Here is a 21,315-nt window from a genome sequence, read left to right as displayed (position 1 = left end):
GAAGGGCCATGGCCTCATCCTCCGGAACCTCCGGGCGGCAGATCCTGCCTCTGCTCGACCGCTACATTCTCCGCCAGCTTCTCATCGCCCTGCTGGCGCTGACGGGAGGGGCGACGGCACTGATCTGGCTGACCCAGTCGCTGCACTTCGTCTCGATGGTGGTCCAGCACGGCCTGTCCCTGCGGGTTTTCATCCAGCTCACCTCGCTGATGCTGCCATCCTTCATCGCCGTGATCCTGCCGATCACGACGTTTCTTGTGGTACTTTTCACCTATCAGCGGATGGTCGGCGACCGGGAACTCACGGTCATGCGCGCAGCCGGCCGCTCCCCGCTGGAACTGGCGAGGCCAGGGCTGCTCTGCGCGTTCTTCTCGGTGGTCCTGTGCTACGTCCTGACCCTGTGGCTCGCGCCCGTTTCGTATCATGCGTTCCATCGCTACGAGTTCCAGATCCGCAACCGCATGGCGGCCTTCCTGCTTCAGGACGGCGTGTTCACCAGCCTGTCCAATGACATGACGGTCTATGTGCGCGGCCGCACCAGTGACGGCCAGTTGCACGGCGTGCTGGTCGAAGACGACCGCGACCCCGATTCCCACACCACCATCCTGGCGGAACGCGGCACCATGGTCGTGGTCAACGACCAGCCACGCGTCGTGCTGTATGATGGTTCACGCGAGGAAATCGACCGCCATACAGGACGGTTGAATGTCCTGACATTCGGACGCAACACGATCGATCTCACCTCCTCGCGCCAGCACAACCACGAAGACCGGGACCCGGACGAAATGTCCCTGCGCGAGCTGTTCCATCCCGATCCCCACGAAGTCTCAGAGCGCGACCGCGGCAAGAACATCGTGGTGGGATGGCGCCGGCTCACCTCGCCGCTGACGGCCCTGTCCTTTGCGATGATCGGTCTGGTCACCGTGCTCCGGGGGGCCTTCTCCCGTCACGGCAACATCACACGCCCCCTGATCGCCATCCTTACGGTCGTCGGACTGCTGGCCATCTCCCTCATGCTCCAGAACCTCGCCGGACGGCACCTCGCCCTGGTGCCCCTCATCTGGCTTGAGGCCATTCTCCCGGCCGTCGTCTGCGCGGCCATGCTGTTCCTCGAACAATGGACCGGCACCGTACGTCAGACCGCCCCGGCGTCCCTGCCGTCCCCGGGGGGGGCCCGATGAGAGCCATCCCGTCCCCCCGCCTGGGCCCCTGGCTGACATCCCTTTTTCAGGCGATCAGCACCCGCGACGAACATGCCGGGTTCTCCACGACCCTGGCGATCTACATCGCGCGGCAGTTCATGCTCAGTACCCTGTCCATGGTGCTGGCCCTGACCGGGCTGGTCTCCCTGTTCGACTTCATCGATCTGCTGCGCCGTGCGGCAACACGGCCTAACGTCCCAGCCAGCCTCATCGTCAAGATCGCGGCCCTGCATGTTCCCTATTACATCATCTACGTCCTGCCCTTCGGCATCCTGCTGGGCGGGATCGTATGCTTCTCCCGCCTGACACGCTCCTCCGAACTCATCGTGGCGCGCGCTGCCGGCATTTCCGCCTGGCAGTTCCTCGCCAGCCCGCTGGCCTGCGCCCTGCTGACCGGACTTCTGACGACAACCGGCATCTCGGCCCTGTCCTCGACCATGTTCCGCAGCGCCGAAATGCTCGACCAGACCTATCTGCGCACCGGCGGCGGCCCCCTGACGCTCAATGGAGGCGCCCTGTGGCTCAGACAGTCCGATGACGGTCTGGTTCCGCACGGTGTTGCGATCCTGCATGCCCAGGACGTGCATCTCATTGACGGCGCGCTGAAAGTTTCGGGCGTCTCGATCTTCCGCCTCGATGACCGGGACCGCCTGATCGTCCGCGTCGAAGCCCCCCAGGGCGCGCTGGGCGATCACCAGTGGATCCTGCACGGAACCTCGGTGCTCCACCCCGACCACCTGCCGCAGCAGATCGGGGACATGACCCTGCCGTCCGATCTGACGGTCGGCCGTGTGCAGGAAAGTTTCGCATCGCCGGATACGCTGTCCGTCTTCGCTCTTCCGGGCTTCATCAGCCTTCTGGAGCGCTCGGGATTCCCCTCGATCCGGCACAGACTTCATTTCCAGTCGCTACTGGCCCTTCCCATTCTGGCCGGGACCATGGCATTGGTATCCGCAGGCTTCTCGATGCGCCCGACACGGCGCGGCGGCGTAGCCCGGATGCTGGGATCGGGAATCGCCGCAGGCTTTGCGCTGTTCACCATCTCGAAAGTGGCCGAACAGTTTGGTGAATCCGGCGCCCTGCCGCCGGTTCTTGCCGCATGGGCGCCGACAGGTGCGGGGCTCTGCCTCGCGGTGGCCCTTTTGCTGCACATGGAGGATGGTTGATGACGGTGCCCCTGTGGCTCCCAACACGCGCCCGCAGACGCGCTTCGTTCGTCGGTGCCACGCTGATGGCTGGAACCGCGCTCGTGGCGCCGCAGAAGATGTCTGCCAACACGATGCAGCGCGACAATTCCCACGTCATCGTCATCGGAAAGCCAACATCCCAGACCGATCCCCTGACCTATCTTGCGGATAGCGAAAGCTATGCCAAGAACGGCCTGATCACATGGGAAGGCAATGTCCGCGTCTGGCAGGGCGATCACGCCATGCGCGCCGACCGCGTAACCTATGACCGCAGCACTGGCATCCTGTCCGCCAAGGGCCATGTCGCGGTCGTGGAACCCGATGGCAGCACGACCTATGCCGATTACGTCGAGTTCAGCCATGGCATGCATGACGGCATCGGCAGCGGCATCTACATCCGCATGGAAGACAACGCCAAGCTCGCCGGCAACGGCATGCGCCGCACGAACGGAATGCTCAACGACCTGACGCACGCCGTCTATACGGCCTGCAAGATCTGCGAGAAAAACCCGGACCTGCCCCCCTTCTGGCAGTTCCAGGCCTTCGATGCGACGCAGGACGTGCAGCACAAGCGCCTCGAATTCGATCATGCCTGGCTGAAAATGCTCGGCCTGCCCGTCTTCTATTTCCCGTTTTTCTCCATGACCGACCCGTCCGTCAAACGGCAGAGCGGCTTCCTGATGCCGGGCATCAGCCCGCATGACCGCTATCTCGGCACCTATTTCACGCTTCCCTATTTCTGGGCCATTGACGAGCAGCAGGATCTGACGGTCCGCGGCCTCGTCTCCACCAAGACCGGCCCCGAACTGACGGCGCAGTACCGCAACCGCATGAACTTCGGCGCCGTCGATGTCACGGGCGGCGTGGCCTACGACACCCATAACGAAAGCGAGTACACCAACACCTTCGGCAACAATGTCGGCTCGTCCAGCGAATATGGTGTGCAGGGCTATGTGTTCGGCCGCGCCAATTTCGCCCTGGACCGCAACTGGCAGCTTGGCGCCAACATCAACGTCGCCAGTTCCGCCAACTACATGCGTGACTACCGCGTCCCCGGCTACGGTCAGGAAATGCTGAATTCCAACCTGTTCCTCGAAGGATACGGCATTGGCTCCTATATGCGTCTCGACGGACAGGCCTATCAGGGCCTGAACCAGGGCACCATCCGCAACTCGGACCTGCCCTGGGCGCTTCCGCGGCTGACCTATGCCTTCCAGGGACAGCCCGACATGTTCGGCGGCCGTCTCAGCGTCCAGACAACGGACTTCAACCTGTACCGCAAGAACGGCATCAACGATCAGCGCGGCGAAGCGGCCATCCAGTGGGACCGCCCGTTCCACAACAAGCTTGGCCAGCAGTTCCTGCTGACGGCCCGGCTTGATTCCATGGTCTATCACGCCACCCAGGCCTACCAGCAGCCGACCTACTACACGAACGCCGGCGGCAACCATCTCGTCGGGCAGGTCCAGCCCACCATCGCCCTGAAGATGAACTGGCCGTTCCTGCGCAGCTTCGCCAAAGGACATGGCTCGCAGATCCTGGAGCCGATCGCCCAGATCATTGCTGCTCCCAACACCGGTAACTCGCAGAACCGCAACATCCCCAACGAAGACAGCCTGTCCTACGAGTTCACTGACACCACGCTGTTTTCCCTCAACCGCTATCTCGGCACGGACCGTCTCGATGGCGGCCTTCGTGCGAATGTAGGCATCCATCAGAACTGGTCCTGGAACGGCCACGCCATCGACATGCTCGTCGGCGAAAGCTTCCAGGAACATATCGACCACAACCGCCTGCCCTATTCCGGCCTCGACCATCACCTGTCGGACCCGGTGGGCCGTCTGCGCGTCAGCCCGAACCAGTATGTGGATGTCACGGCGCGCGGCCGCTTCAACCCGTGGACCCATCAGTTCGATTACGGCGAAGGCCTCATCAGCACCGGCGTCCCCATGTTCCGCCTGACCGGTGGCTACATCTACGCGCCCGTGACACCGTATTATTACTATGCGACGAACTTCCGCGAATCCGGCCCCAACGCGCCGTATCTGGTCAAGACCAGCGAAGTGACAGGCGGATTTTCAGCCCACTGGCGCAATTACCATGCGTCCGGCTTCTTCCGTCGCAGCCTGTCCAGGAAACAGTTCGTCGCAAACGGTGGCACGATCGGCTATTCCAATGACTGTTTCGGGCTGGATATCATGTATATCAAGCAATACACCCGTATCGGCGGCGAACAGCGTAACGAGACCGTCCTGTTCAACTTCACGTTCAAGACGATCGGCACCTTCGGAATCAACGGTTGAGCATGTCCAAGACCCACTGCATCGCCTCTACGGCCCTGGCTGCCCTTCTCGCCTTCTCGGCAGCCCTCCCCGCCACGGCCGCCCCGCATCACAAGGCGGACCCGAAAGCGGCTTCGAAAACTGCGGCGACCAAGCAGGACGCTCCTCCGGCCAAGCCGCCCGAGGACCAGATCCTGGCTGTCATCAACGGACAGGTCCTCACGCAGCGTGACGTGGACAACCGCGCAAAGCTCTTCGTGCTCTCGACCGGCCTGCCCATCAGCCCGGAAATCATGAACCGCATGCGCGGCCAGATCATCCACCAGCTGATCGACGAGCGCCTGAAAACGCAGGAAATCCTGAAGCTCCACATCAACGTGGAGCCGGACCAGATCGCCGGCGCCATCTCGAATATCGAACAGCGCAACGGCATGCCCAAGAACGCCCTGCGGGACCGTCTGGCCTCGGATGGCGTGTCACTGACGACGCTGATCGACCAGATCCGCGTGCAGATCGGCTGGATGCAGGTCCTGCGTGAGAAGCTGGGTGAAGAAGGCCGGGTCACCGCCACCCAGATCAGCCAGCGCGAGCAGGCCCTTCAGGCCGAGCAGGGTCGCCCCCAGTATTTCATGAGCGAGATCTTCGTCCCCGTGGCCGACCCGCGTCATGACGAAAACGAACTTGCCTTCACCAAGACGATCATTTCCCAGCTCCGCGAAGGCGCGCCCTTCCCGATCGTGGCCGCCCAGTTCTCGCAGGCCCAGTCGGCCCTCGATGGCGGTTCCATGGGCTGGGTGCAGGAAGACAACCTCGATCCGCAGGTCGTCAACATCGTCCGCCAGATGCCGATCGGCGCCATTTCCAACCCGATCCAGGTTGCAGGCGGCTTCGTGATCGCCACCGTTCAGTCAAAGCGCGTGGTCGGCAAGCAGATGGGCACTCTGCTTGACCTGCGACAGGCCTTCTTCCCGTTCGATGCGCCCCTGAACCCGCAGAACCCGACCGAACAGCAGCGTGCCGCCCTGCAGAAGGCAACGACGGCCGTGCAGACGGTCCATAGCTGTGACGCCATGGAAGCGCTCAACAAATCCCTTGGGGAAAAGCGTCCCAGCAATCCGGGCTCGCAGATCCTCGAGCGCCTGATGCCCCAGATGAAGGCAGTTCTCGAAGCACTACCCCCCAACAAGGTCAGCCGTCCGCTGGTCTCGATGGACGGTATTGCCCTGCTCATGGTCTGCAACCGCCAGCAGAAAAACCTGGCCCAGCAGAGCCCGAGCGAAATCGCCGATCAGCTTATGAACGAGCGTGTCGAGCAGGCCTCCCGCCAGCTTCAGCGCGACCTTCAGCGCCGCGCGATCATCGAAATGCGTCCCGCCGCCAAGACGGCCTTCAACTGACGTGTCCCTTCCCTCACTGCGTGACACCATCCAGGCCCATGGTCTGGATGCGAAGAAATCTCTCGGCCAGCACTTCCTTCTCGATCCGGGCATCTGCGCCCGGATCGCAGCCCTTGGCGGCGATCTGACAGGACGCAGCGTCGTCGAAATCGGTCCCGGCCCTGGCGGCCTGACGCGCGCCCTGCTGGACACCCCTGCCAGCCGCGTCGATGTCGTGGAAATCGACGAACGTGCCTGGCCCCTGCTGGACGAACTAGCCACTTACTACCCGGACCGCCTGCACGTCGTCCGTCAGGACGCCCTGAAACTGGACGCGGCCACTCTGGCTCCTGCCCCACGCCAGATCATTGCGAACCTGCCCTATAACGTCGCCACCCCCCTGCTCGTGGGCTGGCTGCGTCAGGCATCGCAGTGGGAACGGCTGTCGCTGATGTTCCAGCTTGAAGTCGCGGAACGCATCTGCGCGGCACCGGGAAGCTCGGCTTACGGACGCCTTGCGGTGCTCTCGCAATGGTGCGCCTCGTGCTCGGTTGCCCTGCGCATCCCGCCGGCCGCGTTCTCACCGCCACCCAAGGTCCATTCCGCAGTGGCCGTCATCATCCCCCATGCCGAACAGCCTTCTCCGCAGCTGTTCCGCGCCATGGAGCAGGTCACGGCGGCCGCCTTCGGCCAACGCCGCAAGATGCTGCGCTCCTCGCTGAAATCCATCGGCGGCGAGCGTCTGCTGGAACAGGCCGAAATCGAACCAACCCGCCGGGCTGAAACGCTGTCAGTCGCCGAATTCGCGCGGCTGGCGGAACTGAATCTCGCCAGCCGCTGAGACCTCTTACGACGTCGCGCTTTCCCGTTCACGCTCGAACATGTAGTCCCGCGTGAACGGCACAGCATCAATCGACCGGGTCAGCTGAAGCTGGAAGTTCATGTGCCCCTGCACGCGGAACGCCAGCTCGGCCCCCACAAGATAGAACTCGAACATCCGGACAAACCGCTCGTCATAAAGCGCCCGGATCTTGTCGCGATTGGCATCGAAACGCTTGCGCCATTCCGCCAGCGTGCGTGCATAATGAAGGCGCAGCACTTCGCAGTCCGTCATCCACAGCCCAGACCGCTCAATTGCTGCCAGCGTCTCGCTCAGCGCAGGCGAGTATCCACCCGGGAAAATATATTTCTGGATCCAGGGATTGGTCGTCCCCGGCCCGTCCATCCGTCCGATGGAATGAATCAGCGCCACGCCATCAGGCTTGAGGCAGGCTTTCAGCTGCTTGAAAAATGCCTCGAACTGTGGCGGGCCCACATGCTCGAACATGCCCACCGAGACGATCCGGTCGAACTGCTGATGGAGGTTGCGGTAGTCGATCAGTTCGAAGCGCACCTGGCCTTCAAGCCCCTCCTCCTTCGCCCGCTTCCGCGCCACTTCGAGCTGCTCGCGTGACAGCGTGATACCAAGGACCTTCGCGCCATAATCCTTCGCCAGCGTCAGGGCCATGCCACCCCATCCACAGCCAATATCGAGTACCTCAAACCCCGGACGATCCAGATTGAGCTTGGACGCAATATGCCGCTTCTTGGCGATCTGCGCCTCTTCCAGCGTCATGTCCTCGCGCGCGAAATAAGCGCAGGAATACTGCCGGTCCTTGTCCAGGAACAGATCGTACAGCGTGCCGTTCAGATCATAGTGATGGGCGACATTGCTGCGGGATTTCTTGAGGGAATTGAGTGTCTTCCACGCCCGCGTCACATAGCGCAGACGATCCTCGATCTCTTCGAAGACATGCCCATGCCCGTTGATGTTCTCCATCAGAACCGTCAGCAGCGTCTCGAGCGTACAGCCGTCGGGCACGATGCTGCCCGCCATGTATTCCTCGCCGAACGCCAGACCGGAATTGATGATCAGGGCCCGCTCCGCCTGTTTGTTGAGCAGTTGAAGTCCGGCTTCCAGTCCCGGCTTGCGGCCCCGATAGGTGCGGACAGTCCCATCACTGAACGTGACCCTCAGGCTTCCTGTCTGGATGAACTTCCTCAAGACAAAATCCAGAATCCGTTTCATTCCGATCTCCTGTTTCCAATACCGGGAAAAAGCCCGAACAGGTCTGGAGTTGTACTCCTCCGGAAGAACAGACACAAAAAAACCCGGCCGGGGATAATCCCGGCCGGGTTTTTCAGGACAAGGTCCTCGGTAAAAGCCTCAGGCTTCTTCCGATGCCTCGGCAGCTTCGGCAGCAGCCTCTTCGGCGGCATTCTCAGCCTGCAGTTCGCCAAGGATGTTCTCATCCTCGTCCTGCACGCCGATGGCTTCGCCACGAGCCTGACGCTCTGCTTCTTCAGCGGAACGGGCAACGTTGACCGTCAGCGGGATGGACACTTCCGGATGCAGCACGATGCGTGCTTCCGTCAGGCCAAGCTGCTTGATCGGGTGTGCCAGGATAACCTGCTGACGCGAAATCGTCAGACCGGCTTCCGTAGCGGCAGCCGCGATGTCGCGGGTGCTGACGGAGCCGTACAGGCTTCCGCTGTCACCAGCCTGACGGATGATGACGACGGACAGCTCGTGCATGCGCTCGGCAAGACGCTCGGCCTCTTCACGCTTCTTGAGGTTCTGGGCCTCAAGCTGTGCGCGCTCGGTCTCGAAACGCTTCTTGTTGGCAGCCGTGGCGCGCATGGCCTTGGCCTGGGGCAGCAGGAAGTTACGGGCATAACCCGGCTTCACGTGCACCAGGTCGCCCATCTGGCCGAGATGCTCGACCCGCTGCAGCAGGATCAGTGCGGTCTGGGACATGATGCTCTCCTCAGTTCACGACGTAGGGGAGCAGGGCGAGGAAACGGGCGCGCTTGATCGCCTGTGCCAGCTCACGCTGCTTCTTGGCCGAAACGGCCGTGATGCGGCTCGGCACGATCTTGCCGCGCTCCGAAAGGAAGCGGCTCAGCAGACGCACGTCCTTGTAGTCGATCTTCGGCGCGTTGGGGCCGGAGAACGGGCAGGACTTGCGACGACGGTAGAACGGACGACGTGCGCCAACTGCCGTGCGACGGGCAGCCGGGTTCACTTCGTGGACGTCGGGAGTGATGGTCTCGGACATGTTTCTTACTCCGCTCCGGCCGTCTCACGAGCATCGTCCTGCTCGCCACGTGCACGATATTCCTCACGGTCTTCGCTGCTGCGACGGGGACCGCCACGGCCGCTCTCGAAACGACCGGCCGGCTTGGAGCCGCCACGGAAGTTGCCGCGATCGCCACGGTCGTCGCTCTTGCGAGCCAGAACCGAAGACGGGTTCTCGTCGATCTCGTCAACGCGCAGCGTCAGAACGCGCAGCACGTCTTCGTTCAGGCCCAGCTGACGCTCCAGCTCGCGCAGCGTGTCGGGGGTGCAGTCAAGGCCCAGCAGGACGTAATGGCCCTTGCGGTTCTTCTTGATGCGGTATGCGAGCGAACGCAGGCCCCAGAACTCGCGCTTCTGGATGGAACCGCCGTTGTCCTTGAGCAGGGTTTCGATGGTCTCGACCAGGGTTTCCACCTGAGCCTGCGACACATCATTACGTGCAATGAGCACGCTTTCATACAATGGCATGAATACTCCCTTCGGATGAGGTCAACCCGCGACTGGCTCCGGCCCATGCCGGAAACAGGGCCCATGTTTCAGGGCACGGGTATAGCCGGTGCGATGCCACATCGCCCGGCAGGGAAAGGCGGCATTAATCACACCATGCGCCTCAAGGCAAGTCCTGCCTCAGAGTCGCTTCAGCCTTTGCGGCACATATTCGTCGGGAACATCCCAGCTTTCCGGCACGACGTACCGGAGTTCAAAGCCTGCCCGCCGGTAATTCGGCAGCGCATGGGGATGATCCAGCGTGCAGGTATTGACCCGCAGACGCCAGCTTCCGGCCCCGAAGGCCCGGGCCACCGCATGATCCAGAAGCGCACGCCCCAGACCGCGCCCCATCCCCCGCGACAGAAGGCCGAAATAGGCCAGATTGGCATCCCCGCCCTGCCTCAGATCCAGTTCGTAGAACCCGAGCGGCTCACCGGAGCCATCACGCAGGACCATGAAATGAACGGCAGGATCATGAAGAATCCCCGCCAGTTCCGCATCCGGCATCGACCGGCGCATCCACCAGCAGTAGTCCTGCCCCACCCCCGCATACAGGACGCGATAAAGCGGCACGGCCTCGTCCCCCGTCACACGGGACAGGGAATATCCTTCCGGCAGAACAGGAAACGGACGGGGAGAGCGTGTCTCCAGAAAGATGACATCCACCGCAAGACGGGTGGATGCCCCTTTCGGCTTAAGCCAGTCCGGCAGCATCGCCCCGGTCCCGCGCCCGACGATCAGTTGTCGTCGAGGAAGGAGCGCAGCTTGCGCGAGCGGCTCGGGTGCTTGAGCTTGCGCAGCGCCTTCGCCTCGATCTGACGGATACGCTCACGCGTGACGTTGAACTGCTGGCCCACTTCCTCAAGGGTGTGGTCCGTGTTCATGCCGATGCCAAAGCGCATCCGCAGCACGCGCTCTTCACGCGGCGTCAGAGACGCCAGAACGCGCGTCGTGGCTTCACGCAGGTTCGTCTGGATCGCGGCATCCAGCGGAATGACGGCCGTCTTGTCCTCGATGAAGTCACCGAGATGGCTGTCTTCCTCGTCACCGATCGGCGTTTCGAGAGAGATCGGCTCCTTGGCGATCTTCAGGACCTTGCGGACCTTCTCCAGCGGCATGCCGAGCTTCTCAGCCAGCTCTTCCGGAGCCGGCTCACGCCCGATCTCATGCAGCATCTGGCGCGACGTCCGGACGAGCTTGTTGATCGTCTCGATCATGTGGACCGGAATACGGATCGTCTTGGCCTGATCCGCGATGGAACGTGTGATCGCCTGACGGATCCACCAGGTCGCATAGGTCGAGAACTTGTAACCGCGACGGTACTCGAACTTGTCCACGGCCTTCATCAGACCGATATTGCCTTCCTGAATCAAATCCAGGAACTGCAGACCACGGTTCGTGTACTTCTTGGCGATCGAAATCACCAGGCGCAGGTTCGCCTCGATCATTTCCTTCTTGGCGCGCGTGGAATCACGCTCGCCGCGGGAAATGGTGGCATAGACCCGGCGGAATTCACCGACCGGCAGACCCGTCTCATGCGACAGGGCCGCAATCTCGCCACGCAGGTTGCGCAGCTGGTCCATGTGCTTGGTCGTCAGGTTCTTCCAGCCCTTGCCCGGCAGCGCGGAAATGCTGTCCAGCCAGGTCGGGTCAAGTTCGCGGCTGCGATACTTGATGAGGAAGTCATCACGCGAGATCTTGCAGCTCTCAGCCAGACGCATCATCCGGCCTTCGACATTGTTCAGCTTCTGAACCTGCATCTTGATCTGCGCAACCAGCTCTTCGATCCGGTTGTTGTGCAGATGCACCTGCTCGACGAGGCTGACCAGTTCATGGCGCAGCTTCTCGTAGGTCTGTTCGGACTTGTCCGAATGGTCCTCACCACCCGTCAGGGCCTCGATGCGCTTGATCTGGAGCTTGCGCAGCTTGTGATACAGCGGCTCGATGGCTTCGAAGCGCGCCAGGATTTCCGGCTTCAGCTTCTCTTCCAGAGCGGACAGGGACAGGCCACTGCCTTCCTGCTGGTCGCCTTCGCCCTCTTCGTTCTCGTCTTCGGCCGTATCGTCCTCTTCGGACGCCTCGTCGCCTTCCTCACCCTCGACTGCCTCGGGATCGGGGCCACCGCCCTGGCTGGCCTCGAGATCCACGATGTCACGCAGGAGCATCTCGCCGTCCTTGAGGCGCTCATGCCAGGAGATGATGGCGCGAATCGTCAGCGGGCTCTCGCACAGGCCGCCGATCATCTCGTCGCGGCCGGCCTCGATCCGCTTGGCGATCGCAATCTCGCCCTCACGCGACAGCAGCTCGACCGAGCCCATCTCGCGAAGATACATGCGGACCGGATCATCCGTACGGCTGGCGGCCTCGGCATCGACGTTACCGCCCTGCGGGCCCTCAGCTTCCTCGCCGTCGCCCTCGGCTTCCTTTTCCGCCGGAGCCTCGGCTTCGTCCTGGTCTTCGTTCTCGATGACCTGGATGCCCATTTCGGACAGCGCCGCCATGACGTCCTCGATCTGCTCCGAAGACATCTGGTCCTGCGGCAGGACAGCGTTCAGCTCGTCAAAGGTGATGTGTCCGCGTTCACGCCCTTTGGCGATCAGCCGCTTGACGGCAGCGGACTGCGTATCGAGGAGAGTGGTATCCCCCTCCTGTTCCTGCGCGTTCCGATCCGTTCCAGAGGCTGTTTTCGTCGCCATTCGTCTCTCCGTCAACTCCGCCGCGAGTTAGCAATCCGGCAGCGTGCAGGTGGTCGATCCTGCGCCCGAAGTCAAGATTGGCACCCCAAAGAATGCAACCTTTCGGGAATAAAATTCGTTCCGGAAGCATTTCTTCCGCTGTGGCGGAGCAATCTCCGCCGCCCCTTACTCGCCGACCCTCTCTCCGCTTTTCAGGGCATCGCGAACCCGCAGCCGGGTCATGAGTGCATTGGGAAAGCGAAGCCCGCTCTGCCCGTTCTCATCCACGAAAGGCTCCATATCCCCTTCAATCACGGCCCGGGTCACGTCCTCTTCCAAGGTGCGCTCGAAGGTCTGGAAATTGACCAGGGCATAAAAATGCCACCAGCTTTCAATGACATCCACTTTCAGGATCTCATCCTTGACCTTCCCGTCGCCCACACTGCGCGGCAACGGGCCACCTTTCACCCTTCCCGCCAGATCCGCCAGCCCATGCTCCTCAAGCCAGGACATGCAGCTCTCTTCCGTCAGGCCATCCCGCTCCTCTTCCTGACAGGACCAGTCCAGCAGCGCCGAGCGCAGACGATCCAGTTCAGACGGCAGATGCAGACCACTATACGCCTGTTCCACCTCCGGAAGGATATCGGGATGGTGAAGCAGCATCGCCGTCATGATGTTCAGCCGCTCCAGATTTCCCGACTCCACATCGCGCATTGCCCCGGGCGCCTGCGTGGAGAGCGGCAGACTCTCGCCCCCCTTGCGCTGGAAGGTTTTCTTCCGCCGGAAGCGCGCAAAGAACATATCCAGCAGCGTGCTGCGATATTCCGATGCCAGAGCCTTGTCCGGAATAAGCCGCGACAGCGCCACCAGCTTTTCGCGCAAAGCCGCCCGCTGGTCCGGCCCCGGATCCACCAGCCCCGCCGTCAGCAGCCCGAACAGTTCCTCCGCCATCGACGTCGCGCCGGAGAGTGCCTCCTGCATGGCCCGCGGTCCCCGGCTGCGGATCAGGCTGTCCGGATCATCTTTCGGGTCCAGCCGGCAGAACCGGATCGTCCTCTCGGGCGACAGAAGCGGCAGCGAAACCTCACACACCCGCAGCGCCGCCCGCGCACCCGCCGCATCACCATCGAGACACAGGATCGGTGACGGCGACATGCGCCACAGCAGTTCAAGCTGCTCCTCGCCCATCGCCGTGCCCAGAGGCGCCACGGCCCCGCCGAACCCCGCCTGATCCATGGCGATGACGTCCATATACCCCTCGACCACCACGAGATCCGCCCCGCGATGCACGGCCTCCCGCGCCAGGTCGAGATTGAAGAGCGTCCGCCGCTTGGAGAACAGGGCCGTCTCCGGGCCATTGAGATATTTGGGCTGCCCGTCCCCGAGCGTCCGGGCACCGAAGGACATCATGCGCCCCCGCCGGTCCCGGATAGGGAACGTCACGCGATTGAAGAACAGCTCCCCTTTCGGAGCGCCCTGCTCATCCACGCGCATGACGCCGGCCCGGATCAGCATCTCGACCGTCACTCCATGCGGCCGCAATTCGTCCAGCAGTTGCCGCCCGTCGCCGGACCAACCCAGACCGAACCGCTCGATCGTCTCTTCCGTCAGCCCCCGTCCCCGCAGATAGGCCAGCCCCTCGCGTCCCTCCGGGCGGTACAACCGGCGGCGATAGCTCTCCTGCACGAGATTAAGCACGTCACCGAGCGACTGTGCTTCCCGGGCACGGGCTTGCGTCCGCGGGTCGGCTTTCGGAACCTCGAGTCCCGCCTCAGACGCAAGCTGTTCGACGGCTTCAGGGAAGCTGCGCCCCTCGCTCTGCATCACATAGCTGATGGCATCGCCATGCACGCCGCAGCCGAAGCAATGGAAATGGTCGTCGTAAATGTAGAAGGACGGCGTTTTCTCGCCATGGAACGGACAGCAGGTTTTCCAGTTCCGACCGGACCTCACCAGCTTGTTACGCCGCCCGATCAGCGACGGCAGCGGCGTCCGGTTCCGCAGTTCGTCGAGAAAAGCAGCATCAATTGCCATGGGCAGGAAGAGCCTTTCATGCGGGTTGGAAAGAAGGTCCACGAGCGCATACAGCGCCAGCCCTTCTGTTTAAAGGAAACTTTTTCCCGAAATCCACCATGCGCCCCTTCCCGACAGAGCGCAGAAAACTGACCGATCGGTCAGTGCTGTCACAGAATCATAATGACCGATCGGTCATTTCGAATAATTTCCATGCAGATATAATTTCTCCCTTTTGATATCCATCAATGGTTTCCACCCCGAAGAAGCGTCATGGTGGCGCTGAACGGGGCGCGGGTTCTCTTTGCTCAGCCTGCGCTTCGGCGACAGCCCGCGCCCGACGACAGACACAGGATCGCAGCCAATGACTGTCAAGATTTCAGTCCTGAAAGAACGCGACGAAGGCGGGGAACGCCGCGTCGCCCTCATTCCTCAGGTCGCCGAGAAACTGACCCCGCTGGGGATCACCTTCGCCATGGAAACGGGCGCAGGCGTTGCATCGTCCTACCCCGACAGCGCCTACAAGGACGTCACCTTCTCGCCGGACCGCAACGCCCTTGTCGCCGATGCCGACATCGTCCTCGCCGTCCAGCCGCCGACGCTGGAAACGGTGAAGGCCATGAAGCCCGGTGCCATCCTCATTGCCTTCATCTACGGCCGCAACAATCCGGATCTGGTGAAGGCCCTGCGGGACGGGAAGATCACCTGTTTCGCCATGGAACTGGTGCCCCGCATTTCCCGTGCACAGGCCATGGACGCCCTGTCCAGTCAGGCCACGCTGGCAGGATATTACGCCGTCCTGATGGGCGCGGTGCACATGCCCAAGATCCTGCCCATGATGACCACCGCCGTCGGCTCCCTGCGCGCCGCACAGGTTCTGGTCATGGGCCTCGGCGTGGCCGGTCTTCAGTCCCTGGCCACCGCCAAGCGCCTCGGTGCCATCACCGAAGGCTATGACGTCCGCCCCGAGACCAAGGAAGAGGCGCAATCGCTGGGTGCGAAATTCGTCGATACCGGCGTCGATGCCACCGGTCAGGGCGGCTATGCCCGCGAACTGACGGATGACGAAAAACAGAAGGTCCGCAAGGCGCTGAGCGACCATATTGCCCGCTCCGATCTGATCGTCACAACGGCCGCCGTCCCCGGCAAGCGCGCACCCCGCCTGATCGACGCCGAGCAGATCAAGGCCATGAAGCCCGGCGCCGTCATCATCGACCTTGGCGCCGAAGGCGGCGGCAACTGCGAAGGCACACAGGCCGGACAGACCGTTCAGGTCGGCCCCACGACCATCGTCGGCCCCGTCAACGTCCCGTCCATGCTCGCCGAACAGGCCAGCGAACTCTACTCCAAGAACATCATGCATCTGCTCCAGCAGATCATCACCAAGGACAAGGGTCTGGCGCCGGACTTCACGGACGAAGTCATCTCCGGCACCGCGCTCACGCATGACGGCTACATCACGAATGACGGCATCAGCACCGCCGTGGATCCGAATTCGCCAGCCCCGCCCGCGCCAGCCCCTGCTCCCACCGCCACTCCCGCGCCCACAACTCCCGCCGCAAACGACGCGGGCAAGGAGACCGCAAAATGAGTACCGCAATGACGTTCGTCATCGCCCTGTACATCTTCATGCTCGCGGCTTTCACGGGCTATGAGGTCATCAGCCGCGTCCCCTCCATCCTGCACACACCGCTCATGTCCGGCTCGAACTTCGTGCACGGCATCGTGGTCGTCGGCGCTCTCGGCGCACTGTTCAACGCCTCTTCCGTTCTGGAGCAGGTCGTCGGCTTTCTGGGCGTCATGCTCGGCGCCGGTAACGTAGTCGGCGGCTATGTCGTGACCGACCGGATGCTGGCCATGTTCAAACCCAGCACGAAACCCGCAGCATCGGCTCCGGCATCAGGAGCCAAGTCATGATCCTGCTCGCCTATATCGTGGCCCTCAGCGGCCTGATCGCTTCCGGCCTGCTGGTTTATGGCCTCAAGCGCATGTCCTCCCCCGTCACGGCCGTCTCCGGCATTGTGACCGCAGGCTGGGGTATGCTGTTCGTCGTCGCAGCCAGCTTCCTGCAGATCTTCAGCGTTTCTGACGCAGCCCAACCCCATATCGTCGTGAACGTCATCCTGGCCGTGCTCGCCCTGGTCATCGGTGGCGGCTGGGCCGGCTGGAAAGGCCGTAGCGTCGCCATGACGGCGATGCCGCAGATGGTCGCCCTCTTCAACGGGATGGGCGGCGGTGCGGCCGCAGCCGTGTCCGTCATCGCCCTCACCGGCCCGAAAGACACGGGCGTTGGCCAGCTTCTCGTCACCGTCGCCGGTGGCCTGATCGGCAGCATGTCGCTCTCCGGCTCCCTGATCGCCTGGGCCAAGCTTGATGGCCGCATGAACAAGCCGATCCGCTTCGGCGGCCAGCGCATCGTCAACGCCGCCGTCTTCATGCTGACGATCCTGCTCGGCGTCATGGCCGTCGCCCAGTACCACCAGCCCGGCGGTGGCCTGTTCGCCCTGCTGTTCTTCATCGGCGCGCTGCTCTGCGGCATCTGCATGACCGTTCCCATCGGCGGTGCGGACATGCCGGTCGTGATCTCGCTGTACAACGCCTTCACGGGTCTTGCCGTGGGTCTTGAAGGCTATGTCATGGCCGATCCGGCCCTGATGATCGCCGGCATGGTCGTGGGTTCGGCCGGTACGCTGCTGACGGTCATGATGGCCAAGGGCATGAACCGCTCCATCACCAACGTCCTGTTCAGCAATTTCGGTGAAGCCACCGCTGCTACCGCCAGCGGCCCGCAGAAGGAAGCCAAATCCGTCAGCGCCAGCGATGCCGCAACCACAATGCGCTATGCCTCCACGGTCATCATCGTGCCGGGCTACGGCCTCGCCGTCGCACAGGCCCAGGGCAAGCTCTACGAGTTCGTCAAACTGCTTCAGGCCGCAGGCGTGGACGTGAAATTCGCGATCCACCCGGTCGCCGGACGCATGCCGGGCCACATGAACGTGCTGCTCGCCGAAGCCGGCGTGCCGTACGACATGATCTACGACATGGACGACATCAACGACAGCTTCGCCGATACCGACGTCGCCCTCGTCATCGGCGCGAACGACGTGGTGAACCCCTCCGCCCGGACGGACAAGTCCTCCCCGATCTACGGCATGCCGATCCTGAATGCCGACAAGGCCCGTCAGGTCTTCGTCATCAAGCGCGGCATGGGCATGGGCTATTCGGCAGTCCAGAACCCGCTGTTCTTCCAGGACAACTGCGCCATGGTCTTTGGCGATGCGCAGGCCGTGCTTTCCAAGATGGTGGAGGCCGTCAAGGGCCTCTCCGCCTCGTAACACCCGCCAGAAGGAGTCTTTTCCATGGCTGATACAATGCTCGCCGCCGTCGTCCGTGAATTCGGCAAGCCGCTCTCCATCGAGCGGCTACCCATCCCGGACATCAAGCCCCACCAGATCCTCGTGAAGGTCGATACCTGTGGCGTCTGCCACACTGACCTGCACGCCGCGCGCGGGGACTGGCCGTCCAAGCCCAACCCGCCGTTCATTCCCGGGCATGAAGGCGTCGGACACATCGTCGCCGTCGGCAGTCAGGTCGGCGATTTCGTCAAGACCGGCGATGTCGTGGGCGTGCCCTGGCTCTACTCCGCCTGCGGTCACTGCGAACACTGTCTGGGCGGCTGGGAAACACTCTGCGAAAAGCAGGACGACACCGGCTACACCGTCAATGGCTGCTTCGCCGAATATGTCGTGGCAGACCCGAACTACGTCGCACACCTGCCCTCGACCATCGACCCGCTTCAGGCCTCGCCGGTCCTGTGCGCGGGGCTGACGGTCTATAAGGGCCTGAAAATGACGGAGGCCCGCCCCGGCCAGTGGGTCGCAGTCTCGGGCGTCGGCGGTCTCGGCCAGATGGCCGTGCAGTACGCCGTCGCCATGGGCATGAATGTCGTCGCGGTGGACATCGATGACGAAAAACTCGCCACAGCCAAAAAGCTCGGCGCATCCCTGACCGTCAACGCCAAGGACACGGACCCGGCCAGGTTCATCCAGCAGCAGATCGGCGGCGCACATGGCGCTCTCGTCACCGCTGTCGGACGGACGGCGTTTTCGCAGGCCATGGGCTATGCCCGCCGCGGCGGCACCATCGTCCTGAACGGACTGCCGCCCGGCGATTTCCCGGTCTCGATCTTCGACATGGTCATGAACGGCACCACCATCCGTGGCTCCATCGTCGGAACACGGCTGGACATGATCGAGGCCATGGATTTCTTCGCCCGCGGCAAGGTCAAATCCGTCGTCACCCCCGGAAAACTTGAAAACATCAATACGATCTTCGACGATCTGCAGAATGGTCGCCTCGAAGGCCGGACAGTGCTCGACTTCCGGTCCTGAACTATAAGCCACAGGAGAACACGCCATGTTCGCCATGCAGCTCAAAGCCCATCACACCCCTCTGGAATGGGTCGAACTCCCCGATCCCGAACCCGGCCCCGATGAAATCCGCATCCGGATCGGTGCCTGCGGCGTGTGCCGGACAGACCTGCATGTCGTGGATGGCGAACTCCCCCACGCCACTCTCCCCATCATCCCCGGCCACGAAATCGTCGGCCGGATCGACAAGCTCGGCAGCAATGTCACGGGTCTGTCGGTGGGCGAGAGGGTCGGCGTGCCCTGGCTCGGACATACCTGCAGGCACTGCTATTACTGCACGCATGGGATGGAAAATCTCTGTGACCATCCCCTCTTCACAGGCTTCACCCGCAATGGCGGCTACGCGACCATGACGGTCGCCGATGCCCGTTACGCCTTCCCGATGGGCGACAAGGGCGAGGACAAGGATCTCGCGCCCCTGCTCTGCGCCGGGCTGATCGGCTGGCGCTGCCTGAAAAAGGCAGGGGACGGCAAAAAGATCGGTCTCTACGGCTTCGGGGCGGCCGCCCATATCATCACGCAGGTCCTGCGCTGGCAGGGCCGCGAGGTCTACGCTTTCACATCGCCCGGCGATACGCAGAAACAGGATTTCGCCCGCTCCCTCGGCGCCGTCTGGGCCGGTGGCTCGGACGAACTCCCGCCTGAACCACTGGACGCCGTCATTCTGTTCGCCCCCGTCGGCGCCCTGCTCCCCGCGGGTCTCAAAGCCATCCGCAAGGGCGGAAAAGTCGTGTGCGGCGGCATCCACATGAGCGAAATCCCGGCCTTTTCCTACGACACATTGTGGGAAGAGCGCGAAATCGTCTCCGTCGCCAACCTGACCCGTCAGGATGGTCTGGAGTTCCTGAAAATCGCCCCGGAAGTCGGCATCAAGGTGACCAACACGCCCTATGCCCTGAAAGACGCCAATCAGGCCCTCGATGACCTCCGGCACGGCCGTTTCGACGGTGCCGCCGTATTGCTGCCGTGATCCGCGCCAAAAGCAGGTTCCGGAAAGATGAATTTTCGGGATAAACGTCTCAAAGCGCGACCAAAAGTATCGCGCATGGATCCTGAAACCATCGCAATACTGCGCGCTACCGTCAGAAAGAGATATGGGACAGACACAGACCGCCCCACCCGACATTTCCTGTCCCGCCTTCGACCTGCTGCCTGATCTGATCTGCATGGAGCCTGTCAGCAATACAGGCGCCATGCACTTCAACACGGCCTGGAAGCAGCAGGCCGCATCCCTTGGCGTACCGCTCGCTTTTTCAGAGTGGCTCCCGCTCATTGCTCCCGCCGATCTGGTCGAGATCACCCGCATCCTCCGCGACACCACACCCTCAGACCAGCTCCGGAGCACAAGCTTCCGCATCCTGAATCCTGACGGCCACACCCGCTGGTTCCTCCTGCGCCTCGTCCAGCGCCCGGCCACCAGCGACGAACACACAGTCCGCCTCCTCATTTTGACCGACATTCACGAGCAGAAACGTCACGAGGAAGCCCTGCTTCAGAAGGCCGACATCCGCGACCGGATGCTCAATGTCAGCGTGGACTGCATCAAGGAAATCGCGAAAGACGGCACGCTGGTTCACATGAACACCGCGGGCTGCGAGGCCCTCGGCGTGGACAGCACCTCAGGCTTCGGCATGCGCTGGCTCGGCCTGCTCCCGCCGGAAGCGCATGTTCCCGGCGGCGAGGCCCTGAAGGACGCCGCCGAAGGACAGAACGCCGGCTTCATGGGCGTCAGCCAGCTCCCCGGTCAGCCCGTCCGGCACTGGGACAACATGCTGACCCCGCTCCTGAACCCCGATCAGAGCGTCGAAGCCATTCTCTGCGTCTCGCGCGACGTGACGATCCAGCGCGAACACGAACAACGGATCGCCCTGCTGCTCAACGAGCTGAACCATCGCTCCAAGAACATGCTCGCCATCTTCCAGGCCCTGATCCGGCGCACCGTCCCCGACCCCACGGTCCCCTTCGTCAAGGTTCTGGAAGAGCGCATCACCTCCATCGCCCGCAGTCAGGACCTTCTGATCCACGGCGAATGGACGGGCGCCACGGTCCACGATGTCGTCACATCCCAGACCGCCGTGGCCGGCGATTTCCCTGCCACGCGCCTGCGGATCGAAGGCGATCCGGAACTTCAGTTCGTCCCCGACACCGCCGACCGCATCGGCCTGGCCATCTACGAGCTGACCACCAACGCCATCAAATACGGCGCCCTGTCGAACGACACCGGAACCGTAACCGTCAGCTGGGGTCTGCACGACGAAGAAGACAAACCCGTCTTCCGGATGTGCTGGAAAGAGACCGGCGGCCCCACCGTCGCCAGACCCGAACGGCGCGGCTTCGGATCGATCGTCATCGAACACAATCCCCGCTCGATCCCCGGCGCCAGCAGTTCCTGCGCCCATGAACCGGACGGCACCGTCTGGACTTTCAGCGCGCCGGCCGAAAACGTGGTGCGCTGCCCCTCCCGGTTGTTCTGAACGCCGGGTTGGGGCATGCTGGCAGCCGTCTCTGTGCTGCCGGGTGACCCGACAGCTTTGGAAAAACAG

Annotated in this window: 18 protein-coding genes; 11 read left to right on the top strand and 7 right to left on the bottom strand. The window is 62.8% G+C overall.

Annotated features, from left to right (window positions below):
• Window positions 1-8 precede the first annotated feature (8 nt).
• The 5 genes from lptF to rsmA are packed head-to-tail and all read left to right on the top strand — an operon-like array spanning window position 9 to window position 6,888.
• Window positions 9-1,181 carry an LPS export ABC transporter permease LptF gene (gene lptF / locus GOX01_RS01505; RefSeq protein ID WP_011251884.1) on the top strand — a complete coding sequence of 391 codons (1,173 nt, stop codon included), beginning with the start codon at window positions 9-11 and terminating at the stop codon, window positions 1,179-1,181.
• A complete protein-coding gene (gene lptG, locus GOX01_RS01500; RefSeq protein ID WP_011251885.1) occupies window positions 1,178-2,368 on the top strand; it encodes an LPS export ABC transporter permease LptG in 1,191 nt (396 codons plus the stop codon). The genes lptF and lptG overlap by 4 nt, the downstream gene beginning before the upstream one ends.
• Window positions 2,368-4,692: an LPS-assembly protein LptD gene (locus tag GOX01_RS01495; RefSeq protein ID WP_024717223.1), complete on the top strand. Its 2,325-nt coding sequence runs from the start codon at window positions 2,368-2,370 to the stop codon at window positions 4,690-4,692. The genes lptG and GOX01_RS01495 overlap by 1 nt, the downstream gene beginning before the upstream one ends.
• 2 nt (window positions 4,693-4,694) lie before the next feature.
• Complete coding sequence (locus GOX01_RS01490) at window positions 4,695-6,068, top strand: peptidylprolyl isomerase (RefSeq protein WP_024717224.1); 1,374 nt, start codon at window positions 4,695-4,697, stop codon at window positions 6,066-6,068.
• Between the two features lies 1 nt (window position 6,069).
• Window positions 6,070-6,888, top strand: coding sequence for a 16S rRNA (adenine(1518)-N(6)/adenine(1519)-N(6))-dimethyltransferase RsmA (rsmA, locus tag GOX01_RS01485; protein ID WP_024717225.1), 819 nt, complete (start codon window positions 6,070-6,072; stop codon window positions 6,886-6,888).
• A 6-nt stretch (window positions 6,889-6,894) separates the two neighbouring features.
• Here rsmA and GOX01_RS01480 read toward each other — a convergent pair whose 3' ends face one another.
• From GOX01_RS01480 to dnaG, 7 genes are all read right to left on the bottom strand, one after another.
• Window positions 6,895-8,115 carry an SAM-dependent methyltransferase gene (locus tag GOX01_RS01480; protein ID WP_011251889.1) on the bottom strand — a complete coding sequence of 407 codons (1,221 nt, stop codon included), beginning with the start codon at window positions 8,113-8,115 and terminating at the stop codon, window positions 6,895-6,897.
• A gap of 138 nt (window positions 8,116-8,253) precedes the next feature.
• The gene (rplI, locus tag GOX01_RS01475; protein ID WP_062269821.1) at window positions 8,254-8,844 is read right to left on the bottom strand and encodes a 50S ribosomal protein L9; all 591 of its coding nucleotides are present in this window, start codon (window positions 8,842-8,844) and stop codon (window positions 8,254-8,256) included.
• A gap of 10 nt (window positions 8,845-8,854) precedes the next feature.
• Entirely contained in the window at window positions 8,855-9,145 is a 291-nt protein-coding gene (gene rpsR / locus GOX01_RS01470; protein ID WP_011251891.1) for a 30S ribosomal protein S18, read from the bottom strand.
• A gap of 5 nt (window positions 9,146-9,150) precedes the next feature.
• The gene (rpsF, locus tag GOX01_RS01465) at window positions 9,151-9,633 is read right to left on the bottom strand and encodes a 30S ribosomal protein S6 (protein ID WP_011251892.1); all 483 of its coding nucleotides are present in this window, start codon (window positions 9,631-9,633) and stop codon (window positions 9,151-9,153) included.
• Between the two features lie 159 nt (window positions 9,634-9,792).
• Window positions 9,793-10,368 (bottom strand): GNAT family N-acetyltransferase, encoded by a 576-nt coding sequence (locus tag GOX01_RS01460; protein ID WP_011251893.1) that lies wholly within the window; start codon window positions 10,366-10,368, stop codon window positions 9,793-9,795.
• A gap of 23 nt (window positions 10,369-10,391) precedes the next feature.
• Window positions 10,392-12,350: an RNA polymerase sigma factor RpoD gene (gene rpoD, locus GOX01_RS01455; RefSeq protein WP_011251894.1), complete on the bottom strand. Its 1,959-nt coding sequence runs from the start codon at window positions 12,348-12,350 to the stop codon at window positions 10,392-10,394.
• 165 nt (window positions 12,351-12,515) lie between these two features.
• Window positions 12,516-14,363: a DNA primase gene (gene dnaG / locus GOX01_RS01450; protein WP_011251895.1), complete on the bottom strand. Its 1,848-nt coding sequence runs from the start codon at window positions 14,361-14,363 to the stop codon at window positions 12,516-12,518.
• A 343-nt stretch (window positions 14,364-14,706) separates the two neighbouring features.
• Between dnaG and GOX01_RS01445 the strand changes: the two genes are divergently transcribed.
• The 6 genes from GOX01_RS01445 to GOX01_RS01420 all read left to right on the top strand — a co-directional run bounded on the left by GOX01_RS01445 (window position 14,707) and on the right by GOX01_RS01420 (window position 21,246).
• Window positions 14,707-15,933 carry an NAD(P) transhydrogenase subunit alpha gene (locus tag GOX01_RS01445; protein ID WP_062269819.1) on the top strand — a complete coding sequence of 409 codons (1,227 nt, stop codon included), beginning with the start codon at window positions 14,707-14,709 and terminating at the stop codon, window positions 15,931-15,933.
• Window positions 15,930-16,259 (top strand): NAD(P) transhydrogenase subunit alpha, encoded by a 330-nt coding sequence (locus GOX01_RS01440; protein WP_011251897.1) that lies wholly within the window; start codon window positions 15,930-15,932, stop codon window positions 16,257-16,259. Before GOX01_RS01445 ends, GOX01_RS01440 begins: the two co-directional genes overlap by 4 nt.
• Window positions 16,256-17,677 (top strand): NAD(P)(+) transhydrogenase (Re/Si-specific) subunit beta, encoded by a 1,422-nt coding sequence (locus tag GOX01_RS01435; protein ID WP_011251898.1) that lies wholly within the window; start codon window positions 16,256-16,258, stop codon window positions 17,675-17,677. The genes GOX01_RS01440 and GOX01_RS01435 overlap by 4 nt, the downstream gene beginning before the upstream one ends.
• Window positions 17,678-17,701: 24 nt before the next feature.
• Window positions 17,702-18,733: an alcohol dehydrogenase AdhP gene (gene adhP, locus GOX01_RS01430; protein ID WP_011251899.1), complete on the top strand. Its 1,032-nt coding sequence runs from the start codon at window positions 17,702-17,704 to the stop codon at window positions 18,731-18,733.
• A 25-nt stretch (window positions 18,734-18,758) separates the two neighbouring features.
• Window positions 18,759-19,742 carry a zinc-dependent alcohol dehydrogenase family protein gene (locus GOX01_RS01425; protein WP_062269818.1) on the top strand — a complete coding sequence of 328 codons (984 nt, stop codon included), beginning with the start codon at window positions 18,759-18,761 and terminating at the stop codon, window positions 19,740-19,742.
• Window positions 19,743-19,866: 124 nt separating this feature from the next.
• Complete coding sequence (locus tag GOX01_RS01420) at window positions 19,867-21,246, top strand: sensor histidine kinase (protein WP_011251901.1); 1,380 nt, start codon at window positions 19,867-19,869, stop codon at window positions 21,244-21,246.
• Window positions 21,247-21,315: the final 69 nt, after the last annotated feature.

Origin of the sequence: Gluconobacter oxydans, assembly GCF_006539685.1 — a bacterium.
Classification (GTDB): Bacteria; Pseudomonadota; Alphaproteobacteria; order Acetobacterales; family Acetobacteraceae; genus Gluconobacter; species Gluconobacter oxydans.
The sequence above is the reverse complement of the archived record's forward strand: the minus strand, read 5'-3'. Positions and strand labels throughout refer to the sequence as shown.

Coding starts and splice junctions, on each gene's coding strand:
- GOX01_RS01480 (WP_011251889.1), bottom strand. CDS start 8,115: ATGAAACGGATTCTGGATTTTGTCTTGAGGAAGTTCATCCAGACAGGA.
- GOX01_RS01440 (WP_011251897.1), top strand. CDS start 15,930: ATGAGTACCGCAATGACGTTCGTCATCGCCCTGTACATCTTCATGCTC.
- lptF (WP_011251884.1), top strand. CDS start 9: ATGGCCTCATCCTCCGGAACCTCCGGGCGGCAGATCCTGCCTCTGCTC.
- GOX01_RS01490 (WP_024717224.1), top strand. CDS start 4,695: ATGTCCAAGACCCACTGCATCGCCTCTACGGCCCTGGCTGCCCTTCTC.
- rpsF (WP_011251892.1), bottom strand. CDS start 9,633: ATGCCATTGTATGAAAGCGTGCTCATTGCACGTAATGATGTGTCGCAG.
- adhP (WP_011251899.1), top strand. CDS start 17,702: ATGGCTGATACAATGCTCGCCGCCGTCGTCCGTGAATTCGGCAAGCCG.
- lptG (WP_011251885.1), top strand. CDS start 1,178: ATGAGAGCCATCCCGTCCCCCCGCCTGGGCCCCTGGCTGACATCCCTT.
- GOX01_RS01495 (WP_024717223.1), top strand. CDS start 2,368: ATGACGGTGCCCCTGTGGCTCCCAACACGCGCCCGCAGACGCGCTTCG.
- GOX01_RS01435 (WP_011251898.1), top strand. CDS start 16,256: ATGATCCTGCTCGCCTATATCGTGGCCCTCAGCGGCCTGATCGCTTCC.
- GOX01_RS01425 (WP_062269818.1), top strand. CDS start 18,759: ATGTTCGCCATGCAGCTCAAAGCCCATCACACCCCTCTGGAATGGGTC.
- rplI (WP_062269821.1), bottom strand. CDS start 8,844: ATGTCCCAGACCGCACTGATCCTGCTGCAGCGGGTCGAGCATCTCGGC.
- rpoD (WP_011251894.1), bottom strand. CDS start 12,350: ATGGCGACGAAAACAGCCTCTGGAACGGATCGGAACGCGCAGGAACAG.
- GOX01_RS01445 (WP_062269819.1), top strand. CDS start 14,707: ATGACTGTCAAGATTTCAGTCCTGAAAGAACGCGACGAAGGCGGGGAA.
- dnaG (WP_011251895.1), bottom strand. CDS start 14,363: ATGGCAATTGATGCTGCTTTTCTCGACGAACTGCGGAACCGGACGCCG.
- rpsR (WP_011251891.1), bottom strand. CDS start 9,145: ATGTCCGAGACCATCACTCCCGACGTCCACGAAGTGAACCCGGCTGCC.
- GOX01_RS01420 (WP_011251901.1), top strand. CDS start 19,867: ATGGGACAGACACAGACCGCCCCACCCGACATTTCCTGTCCCGCCTTC.
- GOX01_RS01460 (WP_011251893.1), bottom strand. CDS start 10,368: ATGCTGCCGGACTGGCTTAAGCCGAAAGGGGCATCCACCCGTCTTGCG.